Annotated in this window: 16 protein-coding genes and 1 riboswitch; of the genes, 4 read left to right on the top strand and 12 right to left on the bottom strand. The window is 41.5% G+C overall.

Going from position 1 to position 18,065, the window contains the following annotated elements; genetic code table 11:
* Nucleotides 1-31 precede the first annotated feature (31 nt).
* Nucleotides 32-116, bottom strand: a riboswitch (cyclic di-GMP riboswitch).
* Nucleotides 117-222: 106 nt separating this feature from the next.
* From gltA to Ga0466249_RS05185, 6 genes are all read right to left on the bottom strand, one after another.
* A complete protein-coding gene (gltA, locus tag Ga0466249_RS05210; RefSeq protein WP_215828387.1) occupies nucleotides 223-1,608 on the bottom strand; it encodes an NADPH-dependent glutamate synthase in 1,386 nt (461 codons plus the stop codon).
* On the bottom strand, nucleotides 1,590-2,432 hold the full coding sequence (locus Ga0466249_RS05205) for a sulfide/dihydroorotate dehydrogenase-like FAD/NAD-binding protein (protein WP_215828386.1): 843 nt from the start codon (nucleotides 2,430-2,432) through the stop codon (nucleotides 1,590-1,592). Before Ga0466249_RS05205 ends, gltA begins: the two co-directional genes overlap by 19 nt.
* A gap of 169 nt (nucleotides 2,433-2,601) precedes the next feature.
* On the bottom strand, nucleotides 2,602-3,927 hold the full coding sequence (locus tag Ga0466249_RS05200; protein ID WP_246588487.1) for a TIGR00366 family protein: 1,326 nt from the start codon (nucleotides 3,925-3,927) through the stop codon (nucleotides 2,602-2,604).
* Nucleotides 3,928-4,326: 399 nt separating this feature from the next.
* Entirely contained in the window at nucleotides 4,327-5,277 is a 951-nt protein-coding gene (locus Ga0466249_RS05195; RefSeq protein WP_246588498.1) for a 3-hydroxyacyl-CoA dehydrogenase family protein, read from the bottom strand.
* Between the two features lie 88 nt (nucleotides 5,278-5,365).
* Entirely contained in the window at nucleotides 5,366-6,766 is a 1,401-nt protein-coding gene (locus tag Ga0466249_RS05190) for a sigma-54-dependent transcriptional regulator (protein WP_215828384.1), read from the bottom strand.
* Complete coding sequence (locus Ga0466249_RS05185; RefSeq protein ID WP_215828383.1) at nucleotides 6,744-8,246, bottom strand: ATP-binding protein; 1,503 nt, start codon at nucleotides 8,244-8,246, stop codon at nucleotides 6,744-6,746. Before Ga0466249_RS05185 ends, Ga0466249_RS05190 begins: the two co-directional genes overlap by 23 nt.
* Before the next feature lie 435 nt (nucleotides 8,247-8,681).
* On the opposite strand from Ga0466249_RS05185, the gene Ga0466249_RS05180 reads away from it, so the two are divergent.
* The 3 genes from Ga0466249_RS05180 to Ga0466249_RS05170 are packed head-to-tail and all read left to right on the top strand — an operon-like array spanning nucleotide 8,682 to nucleotide 12,351.
* Nucleotides 8,682-10,232: an acyl CoA:acetate/3-ketoacid CoA transferase gene (locus Ga0466249_RS05180; RefSeq protein WP_215828557.1), complete on the top strand. Its 1,551-nt coding sequence runs from the start codon at nucleotides 8,682-8,684 to the stop codon at nucleotides 10,230-10,232.
* A gap of 32 nt (nucleotides 10,233-10,264) precedes the next feature.
* Nucleotides 10,265-11,446 (top strand): acetyl-CoA C-acetyltransferase, encoded by a 1,182-nt coding sequence (locus Ga0466249_RS05175; protein WP_215828382.1) that lies wholly within the window; start codon nucleotides 10,265-10,267, stop codon nucleotides 11,444-11,446.
* Between the two features lie 47 nt (nucleotides 11,447-11,493).
* The gene (locus Ga0466249_RS05170) at nucleotides 11,494-12,351 is read left to right on the top strand and encodes a 3-hydroxybutyryl-CoA dehydrogenase (protein ID WP_215828381.1); all 858 of its coding nucleotides are present in this window, start codon (nucleotides 11,494-11,496) and stop codon (nucleotides 12,349-12,351) included.
* 179 nt (nucleotides 12,352-12,530) lie between these two features.
* Here Ga0466249_RS05170 and Ga0466249_RS05165 read toward each other — a convergent pair whose 3' ends face one another.
* From Ga0466249_RS05165 to Ga0466249_RS05145, 5 genes are all read right to left on the bottom strand, one after another.
* The gene (locus Ga0466249_RS05165) at nucleotides 12,531-13,151 is read right to left on the bottom strand and encodes a GyrI-like domain-containing protein (RefSeq protein WP_215828380.1); all 621 of its coding nucleotides are present in this window, start codon (nucleotides 13,149-13,151) and stop codon (nucleotides 12,531-12,533) included.
* An 11-nt stretch (nucleotides 13,152-13,162) separates the two neighbouring features.
* Nucleotides 13,163-13,624, bottom strand: a complete 462-nt coding sequence (locus Ga0466249_RS05160; RefSeq protein ID WP_215828379.1) for a GyrI-like domain-containing protein — start codon at nucleotides 13,622-13,624, stop codon at nucleotides 13,163-13,165.
* Between the two features lie 67 nt (nucleotides 13,625-13,691).
* Entirely contained in the window at nucleotides 13,692-14,603 is a 912-nt protein-coding gene (locus tag Ga0466249_RS05155) for a helix-turn-helix transcriptional regulator (RefSeq protein ID WP_215828378.1), read from the bottom strand.
* 75 nt (nucleotides 14,604-14,678) lie between these two features.
* Nucleotides 14,679-15,413 (bottom strand): Fic family protein, encoded by a 735-nt coding sequence (locus Ga0466249_RS05150; protein WP_215828377.1) that lies wholly within the window; start codon nucleotides 15,411-15,413, stop codon nucleotides 14,679-14,681.
* Between the two features lie 63 nt (nucleotides 15,414-15,476).
* Nucleotides 15,477-15,698: a helix-turn-helix domain-containing protein gene (locus Ga0466249_RS05145; RefSeq protein ID WP_215828376.1), complete on the bottom strand. Its 222-nt coding sequence runs from the start codon at nucleotides 15,696-15,698 to the stop codon at nucleotides 15,477-15,479.
* A 186-nt stretch (nucleotides 15,699-15,884) separates the two neighbouring features.
* Here Ga0466249_RS05145 and Ga0466249_RS05140 point away from each other — a divergent pair, with 186 nt between their 5' ends.
* On the top strand, nucleotides 15,885-16,178 hold the full coding sequence (locus Ga0466249_RS05140; RefSeq protein WP_215828375.1) for a DUF6809 family protein: 294 nt from the start codon (nucleotides 15,885-15,887) through the stop codon (nucleotides 16,176-16,178).
* Between the two features lie 281 nt (nucleotides 16,179-16,459).
* Here Ga0466249_RS05140 and Ga0466249_RS05135 read toward each other — a convergent pair whose 3' ends face one another.
* Complete coding sequence (locus Ga0466249_RS05135; RefSeq protein WP_215828374.1) at nucleotides 16,460-17,995, bottom strand: gluconokinase; 1,536 nt, start codon at nucleotides 17,993-17,995, stop codon at nucleotides 16,460-16,462.
* Nucleotides 17,996-18,065: the final 70 nt, after the last annotated feature.

Genomic DNA, 18,065 nt, shown 5'->3' with positions numbered 1-18,065 from the left:
TATGCTAGGTGCTTAATCGCTGCCAAAAGGAAGCGGCAACCTGGCAATCATAGACTCGCGTCCTTAGACCCATAGCTTTGCGCCCTTACCTTTCAGTAAGTTTGCTAAATAAGTTATATTGCAAATATAACACTAATCGACATAAATCGTCAAGACGAATGTCCTAAATTAACAGTATTTTAATCTATGCACGTCTGAGGCTTACTATTGATTGTATACTGATTATTTTTCAGCCAAATATTCATTGATCGCTTTGGCAGCCCGTTTACCAGCACCCATGGCGCTGATTACCGTAGCTGCCCCTGTAACAATGTCGCCACCGGCATATACGCCTTCACGCGTAGTCAAACCATTGTCATCCACTGTAATCGTCCCCTTCTTAGTCACAACTAAGCCGGGAGTTGTTTGCGGAATGAGTGGATTTGGCGTATTACCAATCGCAATAATAACGGTATCGGCAGGTAAAACAAAGTTTGATCCTGCGACCTCTACGGGCCTGCGTCGTCCCGACGCATCAGCTTCACCCAATTGCATTTTGACACACTCTAAACCACTGACCCAACCTTTATCGTTGCCTTGAACGGCAAGCGGATTTGTTAATAATGCAAGCTCAATGCCTTCCTCTTTCGCATGTTCAATTTCTTCCCGGCGTGCCGGCATTTCTTCTTCCGAACGACGATATACCAACCATACATGTTCGGCACCCAGGCGCATAGAAGTACGAGCCGCATCCATGGCCACATTGCCGCCACCCACAATAGCAACATTTTTCCCCAGCCAAACAGGTGTATGTTGATTGGGAAAATCATAGCCCTTCATCAAATTTACCCGAGTTAAGAACTCATTAGCTGAATAAACTCCATTATAGTTTTCACCAGGAATATTCATAAATTGCGGTGCCCCCGCTCCTGAGCCGATGAATACGGCTTCAAAGCCTTGAGCAAATAAATCCTCAACTGTCAGTGTCTTACCAATCACTACATTGGTAATAATCTCTACACCTAGTTTTTTCACATACTCAACTTCAGCAGCGACGATGTCCTTGGGTAGGCGAAATTCGGGAATACCGTACACTAATACGCCTCCCGCCTTGTGCAAAGCTTCAAAAATGACAACTTTGTAACCGGCAAGGGCCAAATCACCTGCGGCTGTTAAACCGGCCGGACCCGCTCCAACTACAGCTACTTTTTTATTTCCAGCCTCAATAGTCGGCAATTTTGTCGTACCTTGATTGCGCTCATAATCAGCTACAAAACGTTCCAATCTACCAATCGCTACTGCGGCACCCTTTTTGTTGAGTACGCAATGGCTTTCGCATTGGGCTTCCTGCGGACATACACGACCACAAACAGCAGGCAAACTGCTTTTTTCTTTTATTTTTTGCGCAGCTTGTTCATATTTTTCGCTGCGAATCAATTGAATAAAGGCTGGGATATCTACTTCTACGGGACAACCAGTCCGACAAGGTGCTGTCTTACACTGCAAACAACGATTGGCTTCAATTAATGCCGTTTCAGCAGGATAACCGGTAGCTACTTCGCTAAAATTGCGTCTACGCTCATTCGGACACTGTTCAGGCATGGGCTGTCTTACTTTTGACAGTGGCATTGACATTTGCCCCCTTCCGTAGAAGCTTGTTTTTCCTGTTCAACATACATCCGCTGACGCGCCATTAAGCTAGCAAAATCAACTTTATGACCATCAAACTCCGGACCATCAACACAAGCAAATTTCGTCTTATCGCCTACTGCCACTCTACAGCCACCGCACATTCCAGTACCATCAACCATAATGGGATTAAGGCTTACTATTGTTTTAACGCCATAAGGTCTCGTCGTTTCGGCCACCGCTCTCATCATGACTACGGGACCAATAGCAATGACCTCAGCAATGGGTTCATCATCTTCTAATAATTCTTTTAACACATCCGTAACAAGTCCCTTACGTCCGTGAGAACCATCATCTGTGGTAATAGTTAATTCGTCGCTTACTTCGCGCATGTCATCTTCTAAAATAACAAGTTCGCGATTGCGCGCACCAATAATACTGACTACTTGATTACCTGCCTGATGCATGCCGCGCGCAATAGGGAATATTGGGGCAACACCAATGCCACCACCCACACATACGATCTTACCCATTTTTTCAATCTGCGTCGGATGACCGAGTGGCCCTACAAAATCTGCTACTCCTTCGCCAACTTCCAATTCTCCTAATAGACGAGTAGAATTCCCCACTTCTTGAAAGATGATCGTAATGGTACCCTTCTCACGGTCAAAGTCAGCAATAGTCAAGGGCACTCTTTCACCATTTTCATTTACCCTAAGAATAATAAATTCGCCTGGTTGCGCTTTCTTAGCAACAAGTGGCGCATCAATCACAAGTTGATTAACGCCTTGTGACAGAATCTTCTTTTCAATTATTTTGTACATTGGGCTCCTCCTCTTTCTAATGTTCTTTTTATACTGACCATAAAAACTACTTAATTTTCATAGCAAGATTCATACCAATAATAGCAGAAAAATTTTTAATCTGGTTATTGCTAACCAGATTAAAAAATTTCAAATTACATCCTTTCAGAACGCACTTAAAAAATTTGACCTATAGGAAATACAAGCCAATAAGGAAGATGGGTAAGCTCCAGAATAAAGCAGTTACACAATATCCCATGATGTCACGTACACCGAGTCCGGCAATGGCCAACGCAGGCAAAGCCCAGAACGGTTGCGCCATATTCATCCACTCTTCACCATAAGCAATAGCCATCGCTGCTTTACCCATGTCAGCCCCCAACGCTTGAGCTGCTGGCATAACAAAGGGTCCTTGCACAACCCAGTGGCCGCCACCTGACGGAACTGCCAAGTTAATTAATCCTGAGCTAAAGAAAGCCAATACGGAGAAAGTCTCTTTAGTCGAAATACTTACAAACCAATTTGTGATAATTCCACCTAAGCCGGAATGCTCCATCATAACCTGAATAGCGGCATATAAGGGAAACTGTACCATGATACCAGCTGTACCACGGGCAGCGTTAACAACAGCCCTCATATAAGACATCGGTGTTTTATGAAGCATAATACCGGCAGTAAAGAACATTAAGTTTACTGTGTTCACATTAATATTAAAACCATTTTTGCTAAAATACATAAATAGGTATATACATCCAAAAGCGCCCACTACCATAGCTAATAAAGTGCTTTCTTCTGCTTTCTCGGCCCAAGTGGCATTGGGTCCAAGTACTTTGGAAGTTGGTGCTTCTTCGGCAAGCAAGCTGGGATCTACGGCAATGACTTCATCTGGTTTAGGCAACATCATTTTACACAAGAAAGGAATGCTTACAATCAATGCCAGAGTAATGAAGATATTGTAATTCGTAAATATAGTCTGGGTAATTGGAATCAAACCAATCGTAGCTTCCATGGGATTGCCTTTAGTAGCGGCTACGAGCGGTACGGAACCTGATAGTCCACCATGCCAGGTTATAAAGCCGATATAGGCGCTGGCAATGAGTAGTCTGTAGTCCGATCCGGCTACTCTGCGAGCTACCTCACGAGCAAATAAAGCACCTACAACCAAGCCAAAACCCCAGTTAATTGCACTACATACTGCTGACATAAAAGCTACCAGCATGACGCCCTGTGCTGGAGTACTTGCAATAGAGGCAAGGCTCCTCATTCCTGTACGCAACAGCGGCGAACTTGCCAACGCATGTCCGGTCACAAGCACCATCGCCATCTGCATGGAAAAGGCTAATAAATTCCAAAATCCATCGCCCCACATTTGAAACATCGCTATTGGACTGCTCGGAGTGATAGCGATACCAAAAATAAATACGATAATGGTTAAAAGTATTGCAAAAACAAGCGGATCTGGTAGAAAGCGCTGTACGATCATGGTAAGAAAACGTGAAATGGATTTAATCATCATCTTATCTCCTCGTATAATTTATTAGGACATATACCGCTTGATCCGGCAGCCTTTATACAAATGAAATTTTTCACATGTATAAGAGAACACTACACACCTCCTCAGTGATATTCGCAGCGATCAAGCCTCTGCAAACTTATAATTGCAATTATCATGCCAAACCAAAAACCTCGTTTCTTTTGCTGGAAATATCACATTTTTCAGCTTATTAAACGATGTTTTTCTTGGTTTAGTGTGCAAAAAATTGCACATTGACTACTTTTTGCATACTTGCAGCATAAAAAAATCACTACGCTTACCAGCTTAGTTTGCACACTGACTACTTTTTGCATACTTACAGCAAAAAAAAGTCACTACGCTTACCAGCTTAGTAGGCGTAGTGATTTAAGATATAAAAAATTAGAAAGTCATTTCACGATCTTTTTGCAGCCACTCAAGCAAAATGCTTTCACGTGTTTTCTTAATTTTATTGAATTTATCGGCATCTGTCCAATCATACAAGCCTTTGCCGCTTTTTGTACCTATATTGCCGGTTGCTTTAGCTTCTGCCAACATTTTAGGAATCTCGGAATTATTACTAAGATCTTTCAAGAGATAACTTGCAATATTATAAAAAATATCAAGGCCACCTAAATCAGCACTCTCTAAAGGTCCTGTAGTGGATAAGCGACGTCCCAAACTGTATTTCACAGTTGTGTCGACAGCCTCTGGTGTGGCAATTCCCTGTTCAACAATATACAGTGCCTCGCGCAATAAAGCCATTTGCAAACGATTACCAATAAACCCTAATGCTTCACGTTTTAAAGCAACTGGTTTCTTACCAATCTTCTCCATTAGCTTCCAAGTAACATGAACAGTTTCAGCAGAAGTATACTTTCCTGGCACAACTTCGACTAGCGGCACAAGATGAGGTGGATTCCAAAAGTGGGCTACAACAAATTTATCTTTACGCTGTACAGCTTCAGCAACTGCTGTAGGACTAAGCCCCGAAGTATTTGTGGCAAAAATAGTATGGGGTGCACAAAGTTTGTCAAGAGCAGCAAAAACCTGATGTTTGATTTCGATTTCCTCAGCCACCGATTCGATGACAAAATCAGCACCTTCTGCCGCTTCTTCCAGTGTTGTTACACCTTTGATTCTGGCGAGAATACTGGGAATATCTTCTTCGGAAACTAAGTTATGCTCTTTATAGGTCTCGAGCGCGGTTTTAATCCCCTTAAAACCCCGTTCAACACTTTGATCCGACCTGCCAAACATCCGAACATGATAGCCAGCCATAGCAAATGCTATGGCTGTCCCATGTCCCATCGTTCCAGTACCCAAGTTACAAATATTTTTGATCTCTTCCATTTGCACTGAAGATCCCTCCTCTAAAATATCGATATAGCTAGCATTATATTTTAATGCAATAATCATGCCAATGGCAAGAATATTCTATTTACTCAATTTGGGGTGGATCTAACTCAGAATTTTTGCCCAAACCATGCTCTACTACCTTATAAAGTAGGGCACGCCGACTGATATCAAGAGCCTGGGCCGTTTTCACCTTGTTACCCTTATTGTGTTTTAAGGCATTTTCTATGATCTTTTTTTCTACGCGACGCATACTCTCCTTCAAAGTATCCACCTTGGAAACCAAAACATCGGAAAGCTCACTTGAAGGCAGCAGCCCAGGAAGGTCAGAAACATGAATAATTCCTTGCGACAAAATCACCGCCCGTTCGAGCACATTGGCCAGTTCCCTGACATTTCCCGGCCAATTGTACTGACAAAGAAGATTCATGGCTTCAGCTGTAACAAGAGGCACGTCCAAGTGAGCTTCACAAGCAAAACGTCTGATAAAATGATCAACAAACAACGGAATATCCTCAGCACGTTCCCTTAGCGCTGGTACATGAATAGGTACTACTTTTAAACGGTAATATAAGTCCTCGCGAAAAGTACCTTTACGGACTAAGTCTTCTAAGTTACGATTGGTGGCAGCAATGATTCTCACATCTACCTTAATCGTTTCCGTACCGCCAACCCTGTCAAATTCTCGTTCCTGCAGGACTCGCAGCAGCTTCACTTGAATAGGAAGCGGCAATTCGCCGATTTCATCTAAAAACAAAGTTCCTTTATTCGCAAGTTCAAAACGTCCCAATTTTCTAGCCGTTGCCCCTGTAAAAGCACCCTTTTCATAACCAAACAATTCACTTTCTGCCAGTCCTTCCGGTAATGCACCACAATTCACTTTAATAAATGGGCAGTCCATGCGAAAACTGTTATTATGAATGGTTTTAGCAATCAACTCTTTGCCACTGCCGCTTTCACCTGTGATAAGTACGGTAGCATTTTTCTGGGCAACCCGTCCTACAACCTTATAAACAGCCTGCATAGCAAGACTTTTACCCACAATATTTTGGAATTGATATTTATCTCGAAGTTCACTTTTTAAAGAGGATAGCTCAGCTCGCATACTACGCATTTGCAGTGCACGATCTAAGACAATCCGCAACTCATTCACATTCGATGGTTTAACCAAATAATCGAAAGCCCCCATTTTCATGGCTTCAATCGCTGTATCAATAGTCCCATAGGCAGTCATAAGAATGATCGGTATTTCCGGGAACTCGTCATGGATTAACTTAAAGGCTTCCCAACCGTCCATACAAGGCATTTTTATGTCCATGATAATGGCAGAAGGCTTGTTTGCTCGGGTCATTTCTAAAGCTTTGAGCCCGTTTTCCGCTAAATAAGCCAGATATCCTGCCTTAGTAGCCACCTCATAAAGCAGACGCCGTACAGTGAGTTTATCATCTACTATTAATACAGAATTATGAACTTGTGTTGCTGTCATGAGCATCACTCCTTACTGCCGGAAAGATTAAGGTAAATGTACTGCCCTTGTTCATCATAGACTCCACTGCAATAGAACCATTCCAACTTAGCATTAAATAATTAGCAACAGACAAGCCTAGACCTGTGCCGTTTTCTTTGGTAGTAAAAAAGGGGTCAAATAATTTACTGAGATTTTTCGGTTCTATGCCAGGACCACCATCAGTAAAGCTTATATGCACCTTATCGGAAGACGCAACATAATAGGAAGAAATTTGAATCTTGCCCTTTCTATTCATAGCCTGAATGGCGTTAATCATAATATTAAGCGAAACTTGTTTGAGCTTTTCTTCATTGGCCATAATATCAGGTAAAGCATCGGCAAAATGTGATTCAAATATTACTTCCGTGCCACTCACTCTTATTTCAGCTAATATCAAGGTGTTTTTCAAAACTTCATTGACATTTACCCTAGTCACTAAATCTAAGGTTGGGCGCGAAAATCCTAACAACTGTTCGATGAGATGGTTCATACGGTCTACCTCAGTAATAATGATATCGGTATATTCCTGGCGTTCCTGAACGGTTATATTTTCATTTTGTAATTCTGCAAAACCTTTAATAGCCATAAGCGGATTGCGTATTTCATGTGCTAAACCAGCAGCCATTTCACCAATAACAGCCAGACGGTCCACTCGCTGCACTTGCTCTTCCAACATCTTTTGAGCGGCAAGATCATGGGCCATCGCGTTTATTGCCAAAGCAATTTCGCCCATTTCGTCACGCGGCGGTACAATCTGATAAGATAAATCTTCCCGTATTTTTACAAGTCCCTTTTTAATACGATTAATACCCGTCATCAGATGATTTAACACAAAAACAATACCAATAAGACCAATAATTAATCCACCAAATATTGCCCATAAAAAGTGGCGTTTCATATCCATTACTTGTGCCTCAATATCAACATTGAGCTCATTGGCCCAAATATAACCAATAATATTACCATTGCGTATGATAGGCTGCATGGCATTCATGATTTGTCCACGAACTAAATCGCCCACTTGAACGCGAGGCACACCCGTGTCCATGACTACCCGCCCTTCATGATTGCTGCTAATAGGCAACCCCACTTTATCGGCATATACATTACTGGGGCCATAGGTAATAATGGCATCTAATTCACGGGAATAATACCCCACTCCTATTCCTGGATAAGCTTGAGCTATTTGATCAGTGTAATACTGTAGTTCTTGATTGAGTACCTTAACTTTCGTGTCATGACTAGCATTTTGCGCTCCATTTTTTTGCAGGATGTCGTCATATGTGCCTAGCAAATTATAATCAAGCATTTTCCCTGCACCAAATAGTTTTTGCTGTTTTTCAGCAACCATAACCTGAGCGGCCGTTTCCGCAAGATAATAATCAGACAACAATATGGGAAGTCCAGCTACAAGAATAACAAGTATAATCAGCCTACCTTTTAAGCTCTTGGGCATCATTTTATATTCCCCCAGTATATTTACACGCAAGATCTATACCACTTTTTTGTTGAGTACTATCAATAATAATTTCTTAACGACAATAGTGTTGATTTAGTTTAATATTATCAGAAACACAACCAGACTGCTATGTAAAATAATTGTTAAAATTCAGTACATTTGGTTCCTCTCTAAAATCAATAATGAGCAAAAAAATATAAGCCTGTGCAAAAATTTGCACAGGCTTATATTTTTTTTTGCGCATTATGGACTGTTTTTTATTTTATTGCCAGTAGCTCTTAAATCACGTTTTTTAATAGTCTGAATAGTATTTCTGTTACAAATTTTAGTCAATTTCCTTGTTGGCATGCTTCTTGCACTATATATTTTCTGTATAAATGCAGTTTGTAGCCATCGCCAAGACTACAAAAATAATTTTAAAGGAGAGTGAGTCGATTGGCTAAAATCATTTCTGCTATTGAAGCTGCAAAACTCATCAAAGATGAGGACATGGTTGCTATAGGCGGTTTTGTCGGCAGCGGACATCCAGAGGCTTTAACAGCCGCACTCGAAGCACGTTTTTTAAATGAAAGAGCGCCACGTAATCTCGGTTTAATCTACTGTGCCGGACAGGGTGATGGCAAGGATAAAGGATTAAACCGTTTATCTCATGAAGGCTTGGTACGCCGCGCAATTGGCGGGCACTGGAATCTGGCTCCGAAATTGGGCAAATTAGCAGTCGAAAATAAAATTGAAGCCTACAATTTTCCACAGGGAACCTTGGTTCATTGGTATAGAGAACTTGCCGGTCGCAAGCCAGGCGTCATCACAAAAGTCGGCTTAGGTACTTTTGTCGATCCTCGTCTGGAGGGCGGCAAATTAAATAGTAAAACCGTAGAAGATCTGGTTGAGGTCGTGAAATTAGGCGGTGAAGAATGGCTGTGGTATAAACCCTTTCCCGTTAATATTGCATTGATACGAGGAACAAGCGCCGATGAAAAAGGCAATATTTCGATTGAAAAAGAAGCCGTATCTCTGGAAATACTCTCCATGGCACAAGCAGTAAAAAGCTATGGCGGTATCGTTATTGCCCAAGTTGAAAGAATTGTAGCCAATGGTTCTATAAATCCTAGACAGGTAAAAGTCCCTAGCACCAGCGTTGACTATATTGTTGTCGCTGAACCAGAACATCACATGCAAACCTATAGTGAACAATATAATCCTGCCTACAGCGGTGAAACCCGCATGTTATTATCATCGCTAGAACCGATGGAACTGAACGAACGTAAGATCATTGCCCGCAGAGCAGCCATGGAATTGATCCCCAATGCCAAAATCAACTTGGGCATTGGTATCCCTGAAGGAGTCGCGATGATTGCGGCAGAAGAAGGCATCGGCCATACGATGACCTTGACTGTAGAGGCCGGACCGATCGGTGGTATGCCAGCCGGTGGATTAAGCTTTGGTGCCTCTGCCAATGCTGAAGCGATCCTCGATCATCCTTATCAATTCGACTTTTATGATGGCGGGGGGCTCGATATTGCCTATCTTGGTCTTGCCGAAACGGACCAGCATGGCAATATCAATGTCAGCAAATTTAAAGGCCGCATTGCTGGCTGCGGTGGTTTCATCAATATTACCCAAAATGCCAAAAAAGTAGTTTTCTGTGGCACCTTTACGGCTGGGGGACTAAAAGTACAAGTGGCTGACGGTAAAATGATCATATTAACCGAAGGCAAAGCAAAAAAATTCTTAGAGAAAGTAGAACAAGTTACTTTCAGTGGTGATTATGCAAAAAAAATCAGCCAGCCAGTATTATATATTACTGAAAGGGTTGTCCTGGAATTACGGCCTGAAGGCATGGTCATTACGGAAATAGCACCAGGAATTGATTTGGAAAAAGACGTACTTCCTTTTATCGATTTTAAGCCCATTATCTCTCCAAACCTCAAACTGATGGATCCGCGTATTTTCGCCAACGAACCAATGAATCTGACTTTACAATAATATAAGTATACTTTATGGGAGGTCGTTTTTTTATGACAAACATTGTTATTGCTAGTGCTGTGCGTACAGCGCTCGGAAGTTTTAACGGTACTCTAGCATCCCTTTCGGCAATTGATTTAGGCTCTGCTATTATCAGTGAAGCCATTAGCCGCGCCGGCATTGAAAAAACAGCAGTTGATGAAGTGATTTTCGGCAATGTTCTGCAGGCTGGACTGGGGCAAAATCCAGCCAGGCAGTGTGCCATTCGAGCTGGATTACCTGTCGAAATTCCAGCCTATACTGTCAATTTAGTCTGTGGCTCTGGTATGAAAACGGTGGATTTAGCCGTACAAACCATTAGCAGCGGTGCTGCCGATATCGTTGTTGCCGGTGGTACCGAAAGCATGAGCAATGCTCCCTTTGTTTTAAACAAAGCCCGTTGGGGTTACCGGATGGGTGATGGGAAAATAACGGACGTCATGATAAACGATGGTCTGTGGGATGCCTTTAATGACTATCATATGGGTATAACGGCAGAAAATGTCGCAGAAAAATACGGCATCAGCCGTAAAGAACAAGATCAAGCTGCCTATGAATCACAAACGAAAGCAGTGACTGCCATCAAATCGGGGGCCTTCAAAAATGAAATTCTTCCCCTGACGATTAAAAACAAAAAAGGCGACCTTCTCTTTGACACCGATGAATTTCCTCGTGCCAATACTACCTTGGAAGAACTGGAAAAATTAAAACCAGCCTTTAAAAAGGACGGCACCGTAACTGCCGGAAATGCATCAGGCATCAATGACGGTGCAGCGGCTCTCGTGCTTATGTCGGAGGCCAAGGCAAAAGAACTGGGCATCAAACCTTTAGCACGGATCATTTCGTGTGCGACTGCAGGTGTTGATCCAAGCATCATGGGAATAGGTCCTATTCCTGCATCAAAAATCGCTTTGAAGAAAGCGGGGCTAACAGTCAACGACATTGACCTTTTTGAAGCAAATGAAGCTTTTGCAGCCCAGTTTATTGCTGTCGGAAAAGAATTAAGCTTCCCCAAAGAAAAGGTAAATGTTAACGGTGGTGCCATTGCTTTAGGACATCCCGTAGGAGCCAGCGGTGCCCGAATTCTTGTAACACTAATTCATGCGATGAATCAGCGTAATGCCAAACGCGGTTTAGCTACTCTTTGCATTGGCGGCGGCATGGGTATTGCGACAATCATCGAAAAATACAACTAATATACCAATAGTTTGTTTATATATAAATTTTAATCGGAGGTTTCATTATGGAAATAAAAAAAGTCCTAGTTATCGGCGCTGGTCAAATGGGCAGCGGCATTGCACAAGTAATTGCCCAAAGCGGTTTAGAGGTAATTATTCGTGATATTAAAGATGAATTTGTGCAAAAGGGCATAAATGGTATTGCCAAAAATTTAGATAAAGCCATCGAAAAAGGCAAATTAGCTGCTGCTGATAAAGCTGCGATCATGGCACGCATTACAGGTGCTGTCGAGCTTGACGCGACTACCTGTAATATTGACTTAATGATTGAAGCAGCTGTGGAAAATATGGATATCAAAAAAGCTATTTTTAAACAGGTGGATGATTTGGCACCGGCACACGCCATTTTGGCAACAAATTCTTCTTCCTTATCCATCACAGCCTTGGGTGCCTTTACCGAACGTCCTTCTCAAATCATTGGTATGCACTTTTTCAATCCTGCACCTGTCATGAAGCTTGTGGAAATTATTAAAGGCTTGGCAACGAGCGAAGAGGCTTTCCAGAGCGTACAAACACTAGCAGTAAAGCTAGGCAAATCGCCTGTAAAAATTTCAGATGCACCTGGCTTTGTCGGCAATCGCATCATGATTCCTATGATAAACGAAGCGATCTTTACGCTGGCCGAAGGCGTAGCAAGTGCCGAAGATATTGATACTGTCGCTAAACTTGGTTTCAGTCACCCCATGGGTCCTTTAGCCCTGTCAGACCTTATCGGCAACGATACGGTTCTTTACATCATGGAAGTACTGTACAAAGACTACGGTGATCCGAAATATCGCCCCTGTCCGCTATTGAAAAAGATGGTGCAAGCAGGCTATCTTGGTCGCAAAACAGGCAAAGGTTTTTACGATTACAATAAGTAATAAATAGCATCTACACATGTAAAAATAGACCGCCCATTAGATTGAACTGTTCCTGTCTACTTGACAGGCGCTAGGCAATCTATGGGCGGTCTATTCATATTAAAACACTTTATTGCTGTTCCATCCGCTACTGTCATTACATTCACCTAGCAATATCTTTACAGCACCATCTTATTCCTTTATTCTTCATTTTTAAAAATAGGTTGCCTTATAATCGTTTTCCAATTCTGGGGATTGCTGCACCTGGTATCGCTCAAATAAATTTCATGATGCTTGTTATTCAACTGATAACCACTCGCCGCAATAAATTCATGCAGCTTGTCCACTGTGGGTCCCTCAGCTGAAAAAGGCCCCACATGTAATATTTGCACAGCTAATCCCTCATCATAACCTTCAAATCTAAGCTCATTGATACTCAACAGTTTCTTTTCATGCCGCACCTTCTCAGCCGCTTCGTGATAAATCTCCTGATTGACACATTCGGGCTGCATCATCATGAGTGTCCATTGCCACAGATCTTTCTTTTCAATGTGAAAATTCTCTATAGGATCACACCACCATAATCCCTCCAGTGGCAAGACCCCATAATCCATTTTCTGTGATTTTTTCAGCATGAATTTTATTGTATAAGATACGCTAAATAAAGCCTGAATGGCTGCTTGAAATTCAACGGACTGATTGGGATCGCCTTTCCCATCCATCATGAGAAAGTTCATTTTTGGAACAGTAACAATAGAACATTGCTTGGCCGATGCTGAATAGATTTCTTTCAATTGCTTTTTGTAGTCCATCTTATCCATGAGATTCCTCCTTATCCACGTAGTGCAACATAAATATCAATTTCCTGCTCGTTCTCATTCTCAGAATTGTTGTGGTATACCTCAAAATCACAGGAATAGGCCCGTTTCAGCGGCAACTCCCAGATTCTTTGCCATAATTCACTTACTGCCTTCTGAGCATGTCCTCTTGTTGTAAACTTTGCGTATTTTCCAGCCGGAATTTTCTTTGTTAGTAAGGACAATGGAACATTCATAGCCCGGTTCACTTCACAACAAGCCATAAAATAATAGGGTAAGGTACAATCGCCTTCATAATCAGTATATAATCCAATCGCTTGATTGTCTGTCCGTTCCGTAATTTTAGCGTAAACGCCATCCAAAAACTGCTGCCATACTGCGCCTATATCAGCTACAGCCTGCATATTCTTGTTCGTGGTTTTCTTGATGATTCCTACTACTGTCTTTTCACTGATGCTCACTATTTCATAATGCATCCAATCACTCCGCGTTTTTTTCACCATTATACACGTCATAATAAGACAACAGTATGTCATATTTAAATCACTGTTCATAAATTTTCAGCGCTTGTTCCATTCGATCAGCAATAATTTTTCTAATATGCTCCGGCTCCAATACTTCAACAAAATTACCAAAAGACATAATATAGCCATAAACCCATTCATCTTCAGGAAAAACAACCTTGACATCAAAGCTCCCGTCATCATTTTTGGTAATAAGAGCATCGTCAAACTCATCATAAAGGCGATTTAAAACTTTTGCCTGAAATCGCAGGTTTAACTGAACAAGAGGTTTAGAAGAACTTTTCATTTCTCCCTTTTCCGGTACGGGAAACCTCTTTGGTACAAATTTTCCTGCCGTTATGTCAACATTTTTCAGCCTCGAAATACGAAACATCCGGTGATCTTGACGCTGTCTGCAATAGGCAATCAAATACCATGAACTCCCCTTGTAAAGTAGCTTTTCAGGTTCGGCCAAACGATTACTTCTACAACCGTCCGCATCTACATAGTCAAAACGAATGACCTTACGCTGCAACATGGCCCTTTTGATATCATTGAACTTATTTCTCTCATTCGGCATACTTCCCCAATGAGAAAAATCAATTTCTACCCAATCGTTATGGGAAGCATTTTTAAAGATAGACCCCATTTTTTGAAGCACCTTATCAAGCTCCGGATATTGAGTGGCTTGCAGGGTTTTAACAGCCAATAATAAACTTTCGCTTTCCTGATCTGAAATAATTGTTCTGCTTATAGCATAATTTTCTAAAAGCGATATCCCCCCGCCATTCCCCTTATTCATATATACAGGTACTCCAGCTGTAGAAAGCACGTCAATATCCCGATAAATTGTCCTAGTGGACACGCCGAATCGCTCGGCAAGCTCTCGTGCAGTAACCGTTCCTTTATTGAGTAAAATGATTGTTATTTCAAATAAACGACTAATTTTCATTTTCATCACCAAAAATATTATAGCATCAAATAGGACAGCTTCTGTCCTATTTGATGCTATAATATTTTACAAAACCTATTTACCAAGCAACCTTAAATAATCCCGCTGCGTCTCCAATACCCTTTCGGCGATAAATCGCCGGAAGTCGGAATCATCCGTATGAGCCTTTTCCAGACTGTTAATATATTCCGTACGGGTAACAGGTGGAATGATGACAATCAAATAACCAGCCTGAAGCAATACCAAGTTAGTTAAGAGCCTGGCCACACGGCCATTACCGTCAATAAAGGGATGAATAAAAACAAAACGTTTATGCACTTGGGCTGCAAATTCCACTGGATGCAGTTTTTTTCGTTGTTCAGACAATTGTTGAAGCCATTCTTCCATTAGCTTTGAAATGTCTGGCCAATCAGGAACAGGATACTGCGAGCCGCTTATAAACACGCGCTGACGGCGATAACCCCCTGCTTGACTATCATCAATTTGATGATAAAACATTCGATGTAGAGCTAAAACATCCTGCTCAGTAAAACATTTCTGCTTTATAAGTGAAAACATCAAATCAAATGCCTGGCTGTGACCGAGAGCTTCAAGATGATCTCGGAGTGGCTTCCCGCCAATGGTAAGTCCGTCTTCTAATACAACTTTTGTTTCTGTTTCTGTCAATGAATTGCCTTCCAGAGCATTACTACTAAAGGTTAGGCCAATCCGGTAATAGGCCTTTAATTGGCTCAGCATAGGCTCCTCAAGCGGGCGGTTCTGACTGATTTCTTGTTGAAGGCGGTCAATCTTATCCAACAATTCTTTCATACATTTATCCCCCTCTCTATACACCTTTTTCGCAATAATATTCCGCTCCTAACGCCAAAAACATTATTTTCCTTCATCTTTTTGTTCAGGAATGTACTCCATAATATCCCCCGGCTGACAGTTGAGAGCTGCACAGACTTTACTTATAATATCAGTCTGAACTACCTTATCCTGTTTTAATTTTGCCATAGTAGGTGCAGAAATACCGGATAATTTTCTTAAATCACTATCCTTTATACCCTTGTCTATAAGTAAATGAAATAGTCTTTTATAACTGATTGACATAAAAAAACTCCTTTTAACCTTATCTTACTACATCAATGAATTACAAACAACAGCGAACGTTTAAAATAGCAAACAATCAATACAATTTTTGATTTCTTGCTAAACAATCAAGTGATATAATAAGTGTAAGATTTAAATTTTAAGTTAATGCTTAATGGTTTTCAAAAAAACAAAGGGGTGAATGACATGCGTGTTTTTGAGACAACTACTACGGAATTACGACTGATGCATGATGCAAGCGACCTAATGAACTTGGAAAAAGTATCACGTAATTACTATTGGGCAGAACAAAAAATTGATCAATTGGAAAAAGAATTCTCCAAAACCTTGCCGGAAGAAACTATGGAAAAATTAGAACAATTACATGAATACTTCACAACCCAAGAAACGGTCGCTGGCGAGATATTCTACAATCAAGGATTTTCGGATGGCATACGACTGATGATGCAATCATTAGCCTGGGAACCTATTCGAAGATAAATACGAGAATGGCTCTATCAACATCTATCCTATTTTACCATTCCTATTTCTTCTATTTCCAATTAGAGTCCTGCTAAAAGAGTAAGATCTGGACAATTTTTCTCGGATTATGGTAAATAAATACTCAAAAATATCATTCCTGCCAATATTATCATACCATTGTTCTTTTAGATAAATCTATAATTTCCCTACTAGTATAAATGAGGACTGCAACGGAAAGTTGCAGTCCTCATTTATACGTAATTTATCAACTTACCTTACTCTAAAATATTTGCTCCAGTTTAAAAGGTCCGCTGAATTTCGGCTATTTCTTCAAATTCCTTTTGTAAATTCCAGTAAATTCGTTCATATACCAAATAGAGTCTCTGGTAACGCGCATGAAGGGCCTCGTCAGGATAGTATCGTTCTTTAATATGGATCAAATGCTTGACTTCCTTAATATCCTGAATCATCCCCAACGCATACATTCCCAAAATGGCTGCTCCAAAAGCAGCCCCTTCCGGCTCCCCAGGAACAGTAATCACTCGCCCGAAAACGTCTGCCATGATCTGAACCCATAACCGGGAACGGGTAAAACTGCCACTTACACGAATCTCACCCGCTTTTCCTGTTACTTCCTCTAATGCCCGAAAAACGCTGAACATACTATAGACGATTCCTTCCATCGTAGCACGAACCAAATGACGTTTCCCGTGATTCAAATTCAGTCCAAACAGCACCCCCCTAGCATTCGCGTTATAGTAAGGTGCCCTTTCTCCCGAAAAGAAAGGCAGCATAATTAATCCATCCGAACCGGCAGGCTTTTGCTCAGCATATTTACTCAATATTTCGTACGTATCCAAGTCGAGTTTATCTGCTACATACTGTTCCGTTGCAGCAAATTTGTCTCTAGCCCAGCGAAAAGCAATCCCACCATTGTTAATAGCACCACCGAGAACCCAATAATCCTCCGTCATATTGTAACACCAGGTACGCATCTTTTCGTCCACTTTTGGTTTATCCGTCACGATACGTACAGCGCCACTCGTACCAATCATGGCTGTAACCTGACCCGGATTAATGGCTCCTGCCCCGATATTCGACAAAATTCCATCCGTTGCCCCCATAACAAGAGGGGTATCAGTCAAGATACCCAGTCGATCAGCTATCTCAGATACAATGCCTTGAACAATAAAAGTAGTTGGCACGACTTCAGACAGCATTTCGCTCGAAATTCCCAGTATCGTTAAAAGTTCGCTATCCCATTCCATGGTATGGATATTATAAAGAGCTGTAGCAGTAGCAACCGATTTATCGACAATAAATTTACCAAATAAGCGGTAACAAATAAACTCCTTGATACCGATAAATTTTGCCGTACGAGCAAAAATATCAGGTCGTTCATACTTAAACCAAAGTATTTTTGACAAGGGATACATGGGATGGAGGGGACAGCCCGTTTTACAATAAATATTCTTAACATCAAAATCGTTTTTTAATTTTTCAGTATACAGTTGACTGCGAGAATCGGCCCAAATCAACATATTATGAAGGGGATGTCCATTTTGATCAATAGGAATCACACTATGCATCACTGCACTAAAGCAAATACCAGCCAACTCATCCGCTTTTAATTTACTTTGAACCATGGCCCGACTAACTACTTGGATGAACGCTGCATATATTTCCTCCGGGTCCTGCTCAGCCCAAGCCGCCTGCGGAGTATATAGAGGATATTCTAACGACTGATTGGCGAGAGTAGTACCGTCCGGTCGATAGATAACAGCGCGGCAACCGGTAGTACCAATGTCAATGCCCATAACCGCTTGTTGACGCATGTTCAAAACTCCTTTGCTTAACCTGACTTATGACGATTACCAACTAGTGAAGGACGAAGCCCGTCCTTCA

The sequence above is a fragment of the Pelorhabdus rhamnosifermentans genome (assembly GCF_018835585.1).
Lineage (GTDB): Bacteria > Bacillota > Negativicutes > UMGS1260 > UMGS1260 > Pelorhabdus > Pelorhabdus rhamnosifermentans.
The sequence above is the reverse complement of the archived record's forward strand: the minus strand, read 5'-3'. Positions and strand labels throughout refer to the sequence as shown.